The organism is Proteus sp. Marseille-Q3619, from assembly GCF_965283115.1.
The window spans coordinates 1,041,961-1,057,430 of record NZ_CBDIMP010000001.1; the positions used below are offsets into that span (position 1 = coordinate 1,041,961).

Here is a 15,470-nt window from a genome sequence, read left to right on the forward strand (position 1 = left end):
CTCTTACGCCAGACGTGGGTTTACTTTTTCAGGGTTGATGTTGTATTTTTTGATTGCTTCTTCAACAACCTTCACATCAATCTCACCACGTTTAGCTAATTCACCTAATGCAGCAACAATCACATAAGAAGTATCAACTTCGAAGTGGTGACGCAGGTTTTCACGGCTATCAGAACGACCGAAACCATCAGTACCTAATACGCGGTAATCATCTGCTGGTACATAAGTACGAACTTGTTCAGCGAACAATTTCATGTAGTCAGTAGACGCAACAGCTGGCGCATCATTCATAATTTGAGCGATGTAAGGTACGCGTGGTGTTTCTGATGGGTGCAGCATGTTCCAACGTTCACAATCTTGACCATCACGAGCCAATTCAGTGAATGAAGTTACGCTATAAACATCAGAACCAATACCGTATTCAGCAGACAGGATTTCTGCTGCTTCACGAACGTGACGCAGGATAGAACCTGAACCCAGTAACTGAACTTTACCTTTCGCACCTTCGTGTGATTTCAGTTTGTAGATACCTTTACGGATACCTTCTTCAACACCGGCTGGCATTGCTGGCATATGGTAGTTTTCGTTCAGTGTAGTGATGTAGTAATAAACGTTTTCTTGTTTATCACCATACATACGCTCTAAACCGTCTTGCACGATAACAGCAACTTCATAAGCGAATGCTGGATCATAAGAGATACAGTTAGGGATAGTCAGCGATTGAATATGGCTATGACCATCTTCGTGCTGTAAGCCTTCACCGTTAAGTGTTGTACGACCTGAAGTACCACCTACTAAGAAACCACGTGCTTGTTGGTCGCCTGCTGCCCAGCATAAGTCGCCAATACGTTGGAAACCAAACATTGAGTAGTAGATATAGAATGGGATCATTGGCAGATTGTTAGTGCTGTAAGATGTTGCAGCCGCTAACCAAGATGCGCCAGCACCCAGCTCGTTGATACCTTCTTGCAGAATCTGACCTTTAACGTCTTCTTTATAGTAAGCAACTTGCTCACGGTCTTGAGGCGTATATTGTTGGCCATTCGGGCTATAAATACCGATTTGACGGAACAGACCTTCCATACCGAAAGTACGTGCTTCGTCAGCAATAATTGGAACTAAACGATCTTTGATAGATTTGTTTTTCAACATCACGTTCAGAGCACGAACGAATGCGATAGTTGTTGAAATCTCTTTAGATTGTTCTTCCAGTAATTGGCTGAAATCTTCCAGTGTTGGGATATCCAGTTTTTCTTCAAAACGTGGACGACGAGCTGGTAGATAACCGCCTAAATCCTGACGACGTGCGTGTAGGTATTTGTACTCTTCTGACTCTTTGTCAAAAGTAATATAAGGCAGGTCTTTGATTTGCTCATCAGCAACAGGAATATTGAAACGATCACGGAAATGGTGAACGCCATCCATGTTCATTTTCTTAACTTGGTGAGCGATGTTTTTACCTTCTGCCGTTTCACCCATACCATAACCTTTGATGGTTTGAGCTAAAATAACAGTTGGTTTACCTTGAGTCTCTTTTGCTTTTTGGAATGCAGCAAAGACTTTCTTCGGATCGTGACCACCGCGGTTTAATGCCCAAATCTCGTCATCAGTCATGTCTTTAACTAATGCAGCAGTTTCTGGGTAGCGATTGAAGAAGTGTTCACGAACGTAAGCACCATCACGAGATTTAAACGTTTGGTAGTCACCATCCAGAGTTTCGTTCATTAATTGAACGAGTTTACCAGAAGTGTCTTTACGCAGCAGTTCGTCCCAACGGTCGCCCCACATCACTTTGATAACGTTCCAGCCAGCACCTGCGAAGATACCTTCTAGTTCGTTAACAATTTTACCGTTACCTGTCACAGGGCCATCAAGGCGCTGTAAGTTACAGTTAACAACGAAGCACAGGTTATCTAATTTTTCGCGAACAGCGATAGTGATAGCACCTTTAGATTCTGGTTCGTCCATTTCACCATCACCTAAGAACGCATACACAGTTTGTGCAGTGGTGTTCTTCAAGCCACGATGATTTAAATATTTCAGGAATTTAGCCTGATAGATTGCAGATAGTGGCCCCAGACCCATAGAAACTGTTGGGAACTGCCAGAATTCAGGCATTAATTTAGGGTGCGGATAAGAAGATAAACCTTTACCACCAATTTCTTGACGGAAGTTGTTTAATTGATCTTCTGTTAAACGACCTTCTAAGAATGCACGTGCATAGATACCTGGGGAGATATGACCTTGGAAGTAAACCAAGTCGCCACCATCAGTTTCATTTTGCGCACGGAAGAAATGGTTAAAGCACACTTCATATAAAGTTGCAGAAGATTGGAATGACGCCATGTGTCCGCCGAGTTCCAAATCTTTTTTGGATGCACGCAGAACCATCATTACTGCGTTCCAGCGAATAGCAGAACGAATACGACGCTCTAATTCCAGATTGCCAGGGTAAGCGGGTTCATCTTCAGCAGGAATGGTATTGATATAATCACTGTGTACAGAACCGCCTAAAGCGATATTAAGACCACCATTACGGGCTTGTTTTAATACCTGATCAATCAGGAACTGTGCACGTTCAACACCTTCTTCACGGATGACCGAGTCGATCGCTTGTAACCAGTCGCGAGTTTCGATCGGATCCACGTCATTTTTCAGCATATCTGACATGGTGTATTCCTTATCTGTTATCTGTTTTTAATGGTTATGGGAGCCTATCTTCCCGTTCTACCCATCTGATATGACGGGAAGATAGGCCCTGCTGTTATTACCGCTTCCCCTGAAAATCACAGGGCGATAGATAGTACAGACTCAGCGGTCAGGATCTGTGCTACTAAAATAAATCAGGATGTTGTTGTAGCCGGCGCAAAGAGCGCTCACGGCGAGTATGTTCACGACTCATATCCAACAAAACATCTTCAATAAAGGCCAAATGGCGATGTGATGCTTCACGCGCAGCTTCTGGCTCTCTATTAATAATAGCCTGATAAATCTGACTACGATGCTCACTTACTGCTGTTAACATCTCTTTACGAGTGTAAAGAAACTCAAAATTCTGGCGGATATTTTGCTCAAGCATTGGCACCATGCATCGTAATAGATGCAATAAAACGACATTATGAGCAGCTTCCGTAACAATTAATTGATATTGCAATACAGCTTCAGACTCAGCGATTAAATCACCCTCTTCATGGGCTTTCAAAATGCAATCATGGCTAGCTTTGATACGTTCAAGATCTTCATCAGTACCACGTAATGCAGCGTAATATGCAGCAATACCTTCCAGTGCATGACGAGTTTCTAAAAGATCAAATTGAGATTCGGGATGCCCGCTAAGCAGTTGAGCTAAAGGATCACTAAAACTTTGCCAGAGATTATGCTGAACAAAAGTACCACCGCCTTGGCGACGGAGTAAAAATCCTTTAGCTTCTAATTTTTGGATTGCTTCACGCAATGAAGGGCGAGATACGTCAAATTGTTTTGCCAGTTCACGCTCAGGTAAGAGTTTCTCGCCTGGGCGCAGAGTACCTTCTAAAATCAGATGTTCAAGCTGTTGCTCAATAACATCAGAAAGCTTAGGTTGGCGGATTTTTGTATAAGCCATATTGCTGGAAGCCATTATTGGATAACTATTACCTTAGTGATTGAGTTGTCAATTGGTAATACCAATTTAATATAACGAATAATAAAGTAACAAAGTATTCACTAACTGTCCATACAGTTGTTGAGCGAAATCATAAAAACCTGCAAATTTTAACAAATTATTTTAAAAATTCATCAAAATTGATAACTAGATCGCATTACACAGAAACGCTAAAAATAAATTTTTTAACGTTTTTTAAACACATAAACAGTCAAACTGAAGCGTGACAGCAATATTATTTTGAATTTAAATTCATAATTAGTAGCTTTAAATTCAATTTGGGTGGTTATTTTGTTAACAAACTGCGGTAATAAGCCCAATCAAAGTGAGGTCCTGGATCGGTTTTTCTATTTGGTGCAACATCACTATGCCCAGTAATGTTTTCTTCAATAGCAGGATAAAGAGTAATAAGCGATTGAGTTATCTTCACTAATTGTTGATATTGCTGCTGGGTAAAATCGCATTCATCAGTACCTTCAAGCTCAATACCAATAGAGAAATCATTACATTTTTCTCTGCCTTTATATAAAGAAACACCAGCATGCCATGCTCTCTCAGTAAAAGGCACATATTGCACAATTTCTCCATCACGACGAATAAGACAATGAGCCGACACTCTTAAGCTAACAATCTCACTAAAAAAAGGATGGTCTTGCTCTGATAATGTATTGGTGAAAAGCTGATCAATATAAGGTCCACCAAATTGGCCAGGAGGCAAACTGATATTATGAACAATTAATAAAGAAGGCTGCTCACCTTCGGGTCTCTTATCATGATTAGGTGAAGGAACTTGTCTAGCATCGATTAGCCAACCTTGTTTAATTTCCACATCAACCCTCTTTTATTTTGTTTTAGCCATTATCAATAATGTTATTAACGCATACTCATCAATAAATGCGAACTTTCCCTCAATAATAAAGATTAACTATGTATCTCTCCTTTTTCTTTTCGATATTTTACTCAAATTTTATTTTATCTATTCGCCAATAAAGTCCTTTTTTTTCATACTACTAGTGTTTATTACTCAAGGAGGACGCTAAATGAATGTACTTAATTATCACTCTAATGAAAATGGTTTTACCCTTATGGAGCTTATGATTGTGATTGCTATCATCTCGATTTTAAGCTCTGTTGCTATTCCTGCCTATCAAGGTTATATCCAAAAAGCAGCATTAACCGATGTATTGCAAACACTGTCGCCCTATCGTTCTGCGATAGAATTATGTCGCTATGAAAACGATCCTCAACACTGTAATTCTGATTCAACCTTTATGCCGCAACAATTTCGTAGTCGATATTTGTCCGATATTAATGTGTTAAACGGTGTGATTAGTGCAACCGGAAAATCACAACTTGATGGTCTGACGATCACAATGTCGCCAGAGAAAGGAGTTAACGACCTTATTCCAGTATGGAAAACACAATGTTCAGCAGCAAATCTTACGTTGCAAAAACAGTGCAGTGAGATTTTAAAATCATATTAGTGCGTTAGATATAAAGGAGCACTTATATTAAGTGTTCCTATTACACACTTTAAATATTGAAGACAACGCAGATAAATCAAAAAGTATAAAGAGGTGAAGAATGGATATCACACACTCTGCAACAGAATTTATTGAGCATTTATTACGTGAAAGTATTTTAAAACGCGTCTCTGATTTACATATAGAGCCTCAACAAACCAGTGTAAGAATTCGCGCCAGAATAGATAATCACTTATATCTATTATCATCTCCTCCAGATGAATTCTCTGAAGGAATAGTCACTCGATTAAAGGTACTTGCTAACTTAAATATTGCAGAAAAGCGGTTACCTCAAGATGGGCAATTTAGTTGGTCTTATAATGAAAAAAACTATTCAATACGAATAGCGACACTCCCCACGCTGTATGGTGAAAAAGTTGTTTTACGACTTATAAATAATTTACAACAACCAGAATTAAATCATCTAGGTTTTCAACCCTCGCATTTAACGCTATTAAAGAAATATTTAAATTTACCGCAAGGAATGATTTTAGTCACAGGGCCAACGGGAAGCGGAAAAACACTCACTTTGTATAGTTGTTTACACTATTTAAATAAAGAGAACCTAAATATAAATAGTGTTGAAGATCCGATTGAATTACCTCTAAAAGGTATTAATCAAATTCAAATTTCTGAAAAATCAGGGATCTCATTTACGACAATATTACGAGCATTACTACGCCAAGATCCTGACATTATAATGGTAGGTGAGATACGTGACCAATCTACTGCTGAAATGGCAATAAAATCAGCGCAAACAGGGCACCTTGTATTATCAACCTTACATACTAATTCGGCGTCATCCACATTAATGCGTCTATATAACTTAGGGATTGAAAAAGATCTTATTCATTCCTGTGTTAGTTTAATTATTTCACAACGATTAGTTCGTTGTTTGTGCCCTCACTGTAAAATATGCTTATCCAATAAACAGCATATTAGTATAAATAAAGAAGAGGTCGAATTACCAAATTGGCAAGCTGTTGGTTGCCAGCAATGCTGTTCAGGCTATAACGGAAGAACGGCTATCTATGAATGCTTTGAACCATCAAAGCAAACACACTCATCCCTTTATCATCTACTCTATTCAGGTTTTTCATTAATTAAACAAGGCATAACAACACTTGAGGAGGTTTATCAAACGCTAGGAGATATTGAATGAGATTACAGCTAATTTATCGCTATGATGCATTAAATTATCAAGGAGAATGGTGCACTGGAAAAATACTGGCGTCCTCTAATAACGAAGCATTTATTAACTTAACTCAACAACAAAAAGTTCCCATAAAAATCCGTTTATATAAAATCGTTTTATTTCAAGATGCTGATAAACAATATCGAATTCAATTATTCGAACAATTAGCTTTATTACTTCGTTCTGGTTTAGCACTTCTTCCTGCATTAACACTATTAAAAAATGAATGTCGTTACTCACATTGGCAATGTGTATTAGAAGATATTATTTTTAACTTAATGCAAGGAGGCTCACTTTCTAAACAATTAAATCGCTATCCACTTTATTTTCCAACCTCACTAAGTCGTTTTGTTTTTATTGGTGAAGAAAGTGGAAAGTTAGATGAAGTGATTACTCTGCAAATAATACAGTTAAAAAAACACCGAGAGATTGTAAAAAGAATCAAAAAAGCTTTTAAATATCCTATTTTTTTACTGACTGTATTAGTTTTTATTACCAGTATTATGTTGCTCTATGTTTTACCTGAATATCAATCTTTATACAGCGCCTTTAATACAGAACTTCCTCTTTTAACACTCGCCCTTATTGATTTTTCACAATGGCTTACTGATTATATCTGCATGATAGTGTTTATCTTTATCGGGTTAATATTTATTTATCGTTTGATTCGTTATTCTTTATCACCCTTTTATTTTGCTGAACAAGCTCTCTTTCTTCATCTTCCCTATTTAGGTAAACTTTTAAAATATCAGCAGCTACATCTTATTTTTCAGATAATCAGTATTACACAACAAGCAGGATTACCTTTATTACAAAGCTTAAAAATAGGAACAGAACAACTTACACACCCTATTTATAAGCGAATCCTTTCTCAAATGAGTGATCACATTATGCAAGGTAAATCGTTGAGCTTATTTATGAAGAATGAGCCTCTTTTTACACCTATTTGTTATCAGTTTATTATTTGTGCTGAAAGCTCAGGACAGTTGCTCTATTTTTGCCAACAATTGAGTGATTGGTTTTATCATCAACTCAATGAGCAATTAAAGACAATAAGTGCTTGGTTAGAACCAATGCTAATGACGGTCATTGCATTGATTATTGGCACATTAATCATTGCTATGTATCTTCCTATATTACAGTTAGGTGATACTATACAGTGAATCACAAGTTTTATGAGTAACATGCTGTTACTCTGTATTGCACTAACTTATTGATTGATGGCAATTCTATTACATATTATGAGGTAGGGTGTCAGGGTAGCAGAAAATCATCTATCATAATAACCGAATAAAACCCAAATATTGCAGTTATTATCTTGTGATAAAAACAAAATTAGGCTTTAGAATACTTGGACTAATAGTAAATTTTAATTCATTAAAAACAGATAAACACAAATGGCTTATACGGTTGCTCTTACAGGCGGAATAGGCAGCGGTAAAACTACCGTTGCTAATGCTTTTGCCTCATTAGGTGTACCTCTTGTTGATGCTGATATTATTGCTCGATTAGTGGTAGAGCCGAACTCCTTAGGACTAAATGCATTGCATCAGCATTTTGGTGGCTGCATTTTGCTACCCGATGGCTCGTTAAACCGAGCACAGCTGCGCCAGATTATTTTTGAAAATAATGAAGAAAAAACTTGGGTTAACAATCTTCTTCACCCATTGATACAGCAAGAGACTCAAAAACAGATACAGCAAATTACAGCGCCCTACTTTATTTGGGTTGTTCCATTATTAATTGAAAATAAATTAACGCATCTCGCCTCTCGCGTTCTTGTTGTTGATGTTACACAGGAAGAGCAAATAGAAAGAACCATGAAACGAGATGGCGTAAGTCGAGAGCAAGTTCTCAATATTTTAAAAGCTCAAGCTCAAAGACAGGAACGATTAGCCGTCGCTGATGATATTATTGAAAATCACGATAATAGCCAAAATATGATTGGAAAAGTTAAGCAACTCCATCAGCATTACTTAGAATTAGCTCAACAAGCGTTACAGGACAATTGCCATGAGTGATGACATCACAACAATCATCTTCGAACATCCCCTCAATGAAAAAATGCGTTCATGGCTTAGAATTGAAAACTCATTGATTCAGATTAACAGTTTTAGTGCAATTGATTCATTACCCACGGCACTCTCGTTTTTCCGTGCGATATCAGAATTTATTGAAGTACTTGATCGTGGCGAAATCCGCGCTGAATTACTTAAAGAATTAGAAAAAAGACAAAAAAAATTACAGCAATGGCTTTCATTTCCTAATGTTGATAAAGCGATTGTCACTCAAATTATTGATGAATTAGCTGAAAATGCAGCCGTATTAAGTCAAGCACCTCGCATTGGTCAGCATTTAAAACAAGATAAAGTCATCAGTTTAGTTAAACAGCGCCTAAGTATTCCTGGCGGATGCTGTAACTTTGATGTGCCAGCATTACATTTGTGGTTAAGCTTACCTCAAACAACCCGTGATGAAAGATTACAAAGCTGGTTAACGGGTTTATTGCCATTACAAAATGCATTAAATAGTTTGCTCATGCTTATTCGCCAATCAGATACATTTAAGCCCGCGCTCAGTCACCGTGGTTTTTATCAAGACAGCGCTGAAGAAGGTGAATTGCTACGTCTTAAGATAGCCATTGATCACCAAATCTATCCTCAAGTCTCTGGGCATAAAAATCGCTATGCGATCCGCTTTTTACCACTTGATAGTGAAAATGGAACAGTACCTCTAGAGCTACCTTTTGAGATTGCTTGTTGCTAACATTATGTTTATTGATATGAGCATAAATCGCACCAATGAAATCTAGGAGAGATAATGAGCGAAGAATTAATTGTAAAATGCCCAACCTGTCAAACAGAAGTTGTTTGGAATGAAAGCAGCCCTTATCGTCCTTTTTGTAGTAAACGTTGCCAACTTATTGATTTAGGCGAATGGGCGGATGAATCAAAACGTATTCCCAGCCAGAGTGATATTAATGACAGTGATGATTGGAGCGAGGCTCCGCAACAAGAGCCTAAAGACTTTTAATACTCTGATTAATAACATAAAAATAGCCACTCAATCGAGTGGCTATTTTATTTATAAACGCTTATTTAACACGACTCTACTTTTACTTACTTCTGCAATAACGCCACAATAGTGCGGTTAGCAGGCGGAAAATCATCAGCATTTAACGATCCAATAGATATCCACTTGAATTTTTGCCCCTCTTTACCATAGGGCTCATTATCCCATTGTGTGACTAAGAAAAAGGATAACGTAATGTGTCTATCTGGAAAATCATGCTCTACCGTTTCAAAAAGAGAGCATTGTGTTACATCAATACCGATTTCTTCTTGTAACTCACGGACTAGCGCCTGCTCTGGGGTTTCTTTATCTTCTAATTTTCCCCCCGGAAATTCCCAAAATCCCCCCATATGCGATTTTAGAGGACGTTGGGTGATAAAGACATTATTGTGTTGATCACAAATAATACCCGCTGCAATATGTAGCTTTTTTTTATCCATTATAGACAACCTATTGAATAGTCCAGTTATTATAACAACTTAACGTTATTATAACGTATATCCAATAGCGCTACTCTGGTTTTCTTTCCCTGATTATCTTGGTTGATTAGCGATATATAGGTAATAAACCGAACTGTGCTAATGTTTGGCAAATAATTCCCACTGCACCAAAAGCGATAACAGCATAAATTAATCCATTGCCTCCCCACACTTTAAAGCCTGAGTTTGGGAATTTCTGGCGTGCTTTTAGCGCCATAACCGCAGGGCAAATAATTGCCCATACACATGCCGCGGTTCCTGCATAAGCAATTGCAATTAAGAAACCATTAGGGAAAAGTAAACATAATAGTAAAGGCGGAGTGAAGCATAAAACGCCAGATTTCAAGCGCCCTGTTTTGTTATCTTCAAATTTTAGTGATGCTAAAATATAGTCGAATAAACCAATCGCAACCCCTAAAAATGAACAGAATACGGCACTAATAGAAAACCATAATAAAAAGCCTTCAATATATTTACTATTTAATACAGTGTATAAAGAATCAATAAAGGCATCTAAGTTACCGCCTTTTTGGATAATGGTAATAAATTGCTCACGAGGTAAATTTCCCATAGTACCAATCATCCAGAGCAAATAAATCACCAGTGCTAACACACAACCAATAATACAGCTTTTCACGACCTTTCTTTCATTTTCATGATAAAGCTTATAAAGGCTACAAACATTACCATGATAACCAAAAGAGGTTATAGCATAAGGAATGATGATAAAAATAAAAGGATAAAGATATAATTGACTTTTGCCTTCAAAGGTAGCAGTAAATAATAAATCGCCTCTCGCTTTGAAGAATAAGCCCGAGAATGCTAATACGAATAGAACAATCTTAATAAATAAAAATATTGAGGTTAAACGGCTGGCACAAGCGCCTCCCCACCATATTGTTGCTCCGAGTACTATGGTAAATACAAAGAATATCGCTCTAAGGTTTAGACTAAAGCCATATAATGATGAAGCTTCATAAATGATCGAACCCGCAGCAGAGATATAAGCATAAATTAATATATACAATACAAATATCAAAGAGGCATTTGCGAGATAACACGCCCATTTAGGTAATAACTCTTTCGATATATGAAAGTAGTTTGTTCCTGCGCCATATTTCGATATACATTCAAGAATATAAATTCCCGAATGAAACATAAAGAAACAGACAATAAATAATATAAAGAGTGAGTTAATAAACCAAGCACCAGACATTATTGTTGGTAGGCTAAACATTCCCGCACCAATCATGGCGCCGCCCAACACAAATCCCCCTACAATAATTGAGGGTTCTTTATTTACCGACTTATTTTCCATTTTTTAGTCCTTACTGAAATAAGGATAGGGCTCCCGCATTGCACGAGAGCCATTATTATTGTGGAGTATTATTTATTTGATAGGTTTTAATCTAGCAGTAAAGTGTCTTAATACAGGTGGTTCATATTCGAACTCGAGACCTTTAAGCGTTTTAAACTTCTCTTTTAAACCGATAAGTGCGTCAGCAATATAATCCATATGGTCGTTGGTATAGACACGACGCGCAATGGTTAAACGCATAAATTCCATATCTGCGTGTTTTTGTTCTCCCGTTGCAGGATCACGCCCCAATAAGAACGAACCAATTTCAACAGCACGAACACCAGATTCTAAGTAAAGTGCGTTAATCACAGCTTGAGCTGGGAATTGATCACCTGGGATATGCGGTACTAGTTTTTTACAGTCAACGAAAACAGCATGTCCGCCAGTAGGATATTGAATTGGAATACCCGCTTCACGTAGACGATCACCCAGATATTGAACCTGACCAATACGATAGTGTAGATACTCTTCTTCAGTACCTTCCTCTAAACCTTGTACCATTGCTGCCATATCACGACCCGCTAAACCACCATAAGTAACAAAGCCTTCCATTGGTACACAGCGCTGTCTTGCTAATGTGAATACTTCTTCATTATCACGAATTGAGACTAAACCACCGATATTTAACAGGGGATCTTTCTTCGCTGACATTGTTAATGCATCAGCATATTTATACATATCTAAAATAACTTCTTTGATGGTCGCATTTTTATATTTAGGATCACGCTGTTTAATGAAATACGCATTTTCACAATAACGCGCTGAGTCCATAACAACAAAAATACCGTGTTGTTTTGCGATTTCGTAAACTTCTCTTAAATTATCCATTGAAACAGGCTGACCACCAGCACTATTACAGGTCACTGTTGAAACAATGGCAACAACGTTATCAGCACCATGTTTAGCAATATTTTCTTTTAATTTAGCAATATCAAAATTGCCTTTCCAATCATCATAGGTTTCTGAATCAAACGCTTTTTCAGTCACAATATTAATTGCTTTACAGCCATTTAATTCAACGTGCGCTGCTGTTGTGTCAAAATGGAAGTTAGAAATAAATACAGGATTTTTCGCTTTTCCATCTTTTTGTTTATATTTTAATAATACTGGAAAAAGAATATTTTCAGCACCACGTCCTTGGTGAGCAGGAATAATATAATCGTAGTTAAACAACTCTTTGGCTTTATCTTTTAAATCATAATAGTTTCTTGAGCCTGCATAAGCTTCATCACCTGTTATCATTGCTGCCCACTGGTGATCACTCATTGCGTTAGTACCAGAGTCTGTTAATAAATCAATATAGACAGCATGACTTGGTAATAAGAATGGGTTATATCCTGCTTCTTTTAATGCAGCTTCACGTTCTTCTCTTGAAGGAACACGGATTTTCTCTACCATTTTAATACGGAATGGTTCTACGATTCTTTTAGCCATGATAATACCTTTAATATAAATTAAATAATAAAATTAAAAATAAATAAAATAGCCTTCCCATTTAAATTAAACGGAAAAGAGTATTAAATTATTTTGGATGGATATAAAAAAGGATTATTTTTCAGGGAAGAAGAAGGCGAGTTCAGAATCAATATTAAACCATTTCTTCAATCTGAAGAAACCTCTTAATATTATCAAAACATTAAATGATGAGAACATACTTTAACCCTTATCGTCAGGAAATAGTACAATTTACACGCTAATTTATATAACAGTTAAACACGATTAGTAATATAACAATAGTATATTTTGGACAAAAATCACACTATTTATAATTAATGATACATTAACGTGATCACTATCACTTACTTTATTATTTAATAAACTATTTTTTATAACTTAAATTTTTATTGATAATATTAAGTGGTAATACATGTATTTACATTGCATTTTCATAGAATGAAAGTTGCATTTAAATAACCATACTTTTTATCATGATTAATGATTTAACAATAAAATCCTAATCTTTTTACTTTCTTGCTAATCATTTTATTCATTAAAATGAAATAATAATTCATGAAATATTTATTCCAGAATAAAACATTAATAAACTTCCAACCAACAAATGAAAAGCTAATTAGCATTCTGCTTTTTTTATATCTTCGAATCTCCTCTCATTATTTATTTTCTCTTTATAAAAAATGAAAAAATTGTAATTAACATAGCTGAATCGATGGTAGTTTAGGCAAGAAGAAAAAATAACATGAAAGATTATAACCATGAAAATCAATACACTAGATACCATTTAAATGAATCATTTGTTTAAGTAATGCTATTTTAGATATCAATCATTTTAGTTATGTCGCTATTTAATAGCGAAAGAAATAAAAATTTATCTTTATTTCGTCGATTTTTAATTTCTTTTCATATTGAGAGTAGCCGGTATTTATTATTCTAAAATTAACGATAATATAAAAACATTAATTATTATCTTTCTATATTTAAGCAATATTATTTATATTTGAATTAATACCTTTATATTGAGGTAAAATGAGAAAAAAGTTATTTTATTAACACTATTAAGTGGTTTTTCAACCAGTGGATTAACAGCAAATGACGCCGGTTATTTAGGCTCGATGGGAGAATCGCGGCGCGCATTACAAGATAGCCAACGTGAAATAAATCAACTTATTGAACAAAATCGCTATCAACAACTTCAAGAAAATGTATTAGAGGTTTCACCTACCCCCACACTTATTACTGAATCAGAACATTGTTTGCCTATTAATGGGGTTTATGTTCAAGGAATTACTTTACTTAATGAAAAAGATCTTGATTCCTTAACATCATTACCAGAGCAATGTATAAAAAGTGCTGACGTTAACCGTTTAATTAAAGAGTTAACCCAACGCTATCTTCAACATGGTTATATCACAGCCAGAGTCCAATTTTTACGTCCGAATCAAGAGCAACAACTTGGATTGTATGTTATTGAAGGCTTTATTGAAAAAATAGAAGGTGGCGATCGAGGCGTTAATACCGCATTACTTTTCCCTCATATTGAAGGAGAGCCTCTTAAACTTTCAAAATTGGATCAAGGGCTCGATCAAGCAAATCGCTTACAATCGAATAAAGTTAAACTAGATATATTGCCTGGTACGCAATTAGGTGGCTCTATTATTCAGCTCACCAATCAGCGACAAGCACCGTGGCACCTAAATATTTCAAGTGATAATTATGGGCAAAAAAACTCAGGACGCTGGTTAGTTAGAATGAATGCAAGCTTAGATAGCCCATTAGGGTTATCTGATTTTGTTAGCTTAAATGCCAGCATTACCACTGATAATCCCAATACACGTTTTAATCGTGCTTACACCCTACTCTATTCTTTACCTTATGGTGCATTGACATTCAGTACTTTTGGTAGCTATTCCGAGTATGAATTTCATCAAGCATTACAAACACGTACCGTACGTTTATCTGGTGATACCACACAAGTTGGTTTAAGGGGCGATTACGCTTTTTATCGTAGTCAAAAACAGATTGATGCCTTAAATATACAGGTAACGCATAAACGAATACGCAACTATTTCAGCCAAATCCGCCTTGATCTAAGTAGCCCTGCTCTTACAACGGTAGAGCTAGGTATCAACCATTTACACATTGTTCCAAGTGGTGTTATCAGCGTTAATTTAAGTGCTGAGAAAGCCATTGGTTGGTTTGGTGCAGATGAGTCACCTCGTGTTGCTATTGGCAATGGTAATGACTATCGCTTTACAAAAGTTAAGCTTTTTGCCAATTGGCAACATCGTTTTGCTATATCGAATTCTACATTTTTATTCAATAGCGCCTTCTTTGGTCAATATAGCCCCGACACCTTACCAGGTGTGGAATGGCTTAGTTTAACGGATAAAAACGCAATCCGTGGCTTTGATCAAAGCACACTTTCTGGCGATAACGGCGGCTATTTGCGCAATACGCTTTCTTATCCTTATCGGATAAACACATTTTCAATCACCCCTCGAATTGGTCTTGATGCTGGTCGTGTTCAACAACATGGTAACTATGAAGGATGGCGTAGTGGCTATGGGCTAAGTTCGGGCTTAAACCTCCAATATCAAAAAGCACAGTTCGATATTGAAGTTGCCAAGGGGCATTTGCTTTACAACCAAACAAATTCCAATAAAACCAAAGACCCTACTCAAGTGTTAGTTAGATTTTCATACTTATTTTGATTCACACTCATAGCAATAAACGGAGAAAA

At 36.5% G+C, this 15,470-nt stretch carries 14 protein-coding genes; 7 read left to right on the forward strand and 7 right to left on the reverse strand.

Annotation, left to right across the window (positions count from 1 at the left end; genetic code table 11):
• Positions 1–3: 3 nt before the first annotated feature.
• The 3 genes from aceE to ampD form a co-directional block, all read right to left on the reverse strand.
• Complete coding sequence (aceE, locus tag ACWPWK_RS04895; protein ID WP_454208436.1) at positions 4–2,670, reverse strand: pyruvate dehydrogenase (acetyl-transferring), homodimeric type; 2,667 nt, start codon at positions 2,668–2,670, stop codon at positions 4–6.
• Between the two features lie 163 nt (positions 2,671–2,833).
• A complete protein-coding gene (pdhR, locus tag ACWPWK_RS04900; RefSeq protein WP_109371481.1) occupies positions 2,834–3,604 on the reverse strand; it encodes a pyruvate dehydrogenase complex transcriptional repressor PdhR in 771 nt (256 codons plus the stop codon).
• A gap of 325 nt (positions 3,605–3,929) precedes the next feature.
• Positions 3,930–4,472, reverse strand: coding sequence for a 1,6-anhydro-N-acetylmuramyl-L-alanine amidase AmpD (ampD, locus tag ACWPWK_RS04905; protein ID WP_109371110.1), 543 nt, complete (start codon positions 4,470–4,472; stop codon positions 3,930–3,932).
• 211 nt (positions 4,473–4,683) lie between these two features.
• Between ampD and ppdD the strand changes: the two genes are divergently transcribed.
• The 6 genes from ppdD (at position 4,684) to yacG (ending at position 9,394) form a co-directional block, all read left to right on the forward strand.
• Positions 4,684–5,127: a prepilin peptidase-dependent pilin gene (ppdD, locus tag ACWPWK_RS04910; RefSeq protein WP_109371112.1), complete on the forward strand. Its 444-nt coding sequence runs from the start codon at positions 4,684–4,686 to the stop codon at positions 5,125–5,127.
• A 100-nt stretch (positions 5,128–5,227) separates the two neighbouring features.
• A complete protein-coding gene (locus ACWPWK_RS04915; RefSeq protein ID WP_109371114.1) occupies positions 5,228–6,328 on the forward strand; it encodes an ATPase, T2SS/T4P/T4SS family in 1,101 nt (366 codons plus the stop codon).
• Positions 6,325–7,524, forward strand: a complete 1,200-nt coding sequence (locus ACWPWK_RS04920) for a type II secretion system F family protein (RefSeq protein ID WP_109371116.1) — start codon at positions 6,325–6,327, stop codon at positions 7,522–7,524. Before ACWPWK_RS04915 ends, ACWPWK_RS04920 begins: the two co-directional genes overlap by 4 nt.
• A gap of 234 nt (positions 7,525–7,758) precedes the next feature.
• Positions 7,759–8,382, forward strand: a complete 624-nt coding sequence (gene coaE, locus ACWPWK_RS04925; protein WP_109371118.1) for a dephospho-CoA kinase — start codon at positions 7,759–7,761, stop codon at positions 8,380–8,382.
• On the forward strand, positions 8,375–9,127 hold the full coding sequence (gene zapD, locus ACWPWK_RS04930; RefSeq protein WP_109371120.1) for a cell division protein ZapD: 753 nt from the start codon (positions 8,375–8,377) through the stop codon (positions 9,125–9,127). Before coaE ends, zapD begins: the two co-directional genes overlap by 8 nt.
• A 54-nt stretch (positions 9,128–9,181) precedes the next feature.
• Positions 9,182–9,394 (forward strand): DNA gyrase inhibitor YacG, encoded by a 213-nt coding sequence (gene yacG / locus ACWPWK_RS04935; RefSeq protein ID WP_088494938.1) that lies wholly within the window; start codon positions 9,182–9,184, stop codon positions 9,392–9,394.
• Positions 9,395–9,480: 86 nt separating this feature from the next.
• On the opposite strand, the gene mutT is transcribed toward yacG, so the two are convergent.
• From mutT to tnaC, 4 genes are all read right to left on the reverse strand, one after another.
• Positions 9,481–9,873, reverse strand: a complete 393-nt coding sequence (gene mutT, locus ACWPWK_RS04940) for an 8-oxo-dGTP diphosphatase MutT (RefSeq protein ID WP_109371122.1) — start codon at positions 9,871–9,873, stop codon at positions 9,481–9,483.
• Between the two features lie 106 nt (positions 9,874–9,979).
• Positions 9,980–11,230 carry an aromatic amino acid transporter gene (locus tag ACWPWK_RS04945; protein ID WP_109371124.1) on the reverse strand — a complete coding sequence of 417 codons (1,251 nt, stop codon included), beginning with the start codon at positions 11,228–11,230 and terminating at the stop codon, positions 9,980–9,982.
• A gap of 72 nt (positions 11,231–11,302) precedes the next feature.
• Positions 11,303–12,706, reverse strand: coding sequence for a tryptophanase (locus tag ACWPWK_RS04950; RefSeq protein WP_075670808.1), 1,404 nt, complete (start codon positions 12,704–12,706; stop codon positions 11,303–11,305).
• A gap of 114 nt (positions 12,707–12,820) precedes the next feature.
• Complete coding sequence (gene tnaC / locus ACWPWK_RS04955) at positions 12,821–12,925, reverse strand: tryptophanase leader peptide (RefSeq protein WP_071788547.1); 105 nt, start codon at positions 12,923–12,925, stop codon at positions 12,821–12,823.
• Positions 12,926–13,842: 917 nt separating this feature from the next.
• On the opposite strand from tnaC, the gene ACWPWK_RS04960 reads away from it, so the two are divergent.
• Positions 13,843–15,441: a ShlB/FhaC/HecB family hemolysin secretion/activation protein gene (locus tag ACWPWK_RS04960; RefSeq protein ID WP_454208442.1), complete on the forward strand. Its 1,599-nt coding sequence runs from the start codon at positions 13,843–13,845 to the stop codon at positions 15,439–15,441.
• Positions 15,442–15,470: the final 29 nt, after the last annotated feature.

Excerpts from the sequence above, each read along its gene's own strand:
- mutT (WP_109371122.1), bottom strand. The coding sequence starts at position 9,873 with ATGGATAAAAAAAAGCTACATATTGCAGCGGGTATTATTTGTGATCAA.
- ACWPWK_RS04920 (WP_109371116.1), top strand. The coding sequence starts at position 6,325 with ATGAGATTACAGCTAATTTATCGCTATGATGCATTAAATTATCAAGGA.
- ACWPWK_RS04960 (WP_454208442.1), top strand. The coding sequence starts at position 13,843 with ATGGGAGAATCGCGGCGCGCATTACAAGATAGCCAACGTGAAATAAAT.
- ppdD (WP_109371112.1), top strand. The coding sequence starts at position 4,684 with ATGAATGTACTTAATTATCACTCTAATGAAAATGGTTTTACCCTTATG.
- tnaC (WP_071788547.1), bottom strand. The coding sequence starts at position 12,925 with ATGTTCTCATCATTTAATGTTTTGATAATATTAAGAGGTTTCTTCAGA.
- ACWPWK_RS04915 (WP_109371114.1), top strand. The coding sequence starts at position 5,228 with ATGGATATCACACACTCTGCAACAGAATTTATTGAGCATTTATTACGT.
- zapD (WP_109371120.1), top strand. The coding sequence starts at position 8,375 with ATGAGTGATGACATCACAACAATCATCTTCGAACATCCCCTCAATGAA.
- aceE (WP_454208436.1), bottom strand. The coding sequence starts at position 2,670 with ATGTCAGATATGCTGAAAAATGACGTGGATCCGATCGAAACTCGCGAC.
- ACWPWK_RS04950 (WP_075670808.1), bottom strand. The coding sequence starts at position 12,706 with ATGGCTAAAAGAATCGTAGAACCATTCCGTATTAAAATGGTAGAGAAA.
- yacG (WP_088494938.1), top strand. The coding sequence starts at position 9,182 with ATGAGCGAAGAATTAATTGTAAAATGCCCAACCTGTCAAACAGAAGTT.
- pdhR (WP_109371481.1), bottom strand. The coding sequence starts at position 3,604 with ATGGCTTATACAAAAATCCGCCAACCTAAGCTTTCTGATGTTATTGAG.
- coaE (WP_109371118.1), top strand. The coding sequence starts at position 7,759 with ATGGCTTATACGGTTGCTCTTACAGGCGGAATAGGCAGCGGTAAAACT.
- ACWPWK_RS04945 (WP_109371124.1), bottom strand. The coding sequence starts at position 11,230 with ATGGAAAATAAGTCGGTAAATAAAGAACCCTCAATTATTGTAGGGGGA.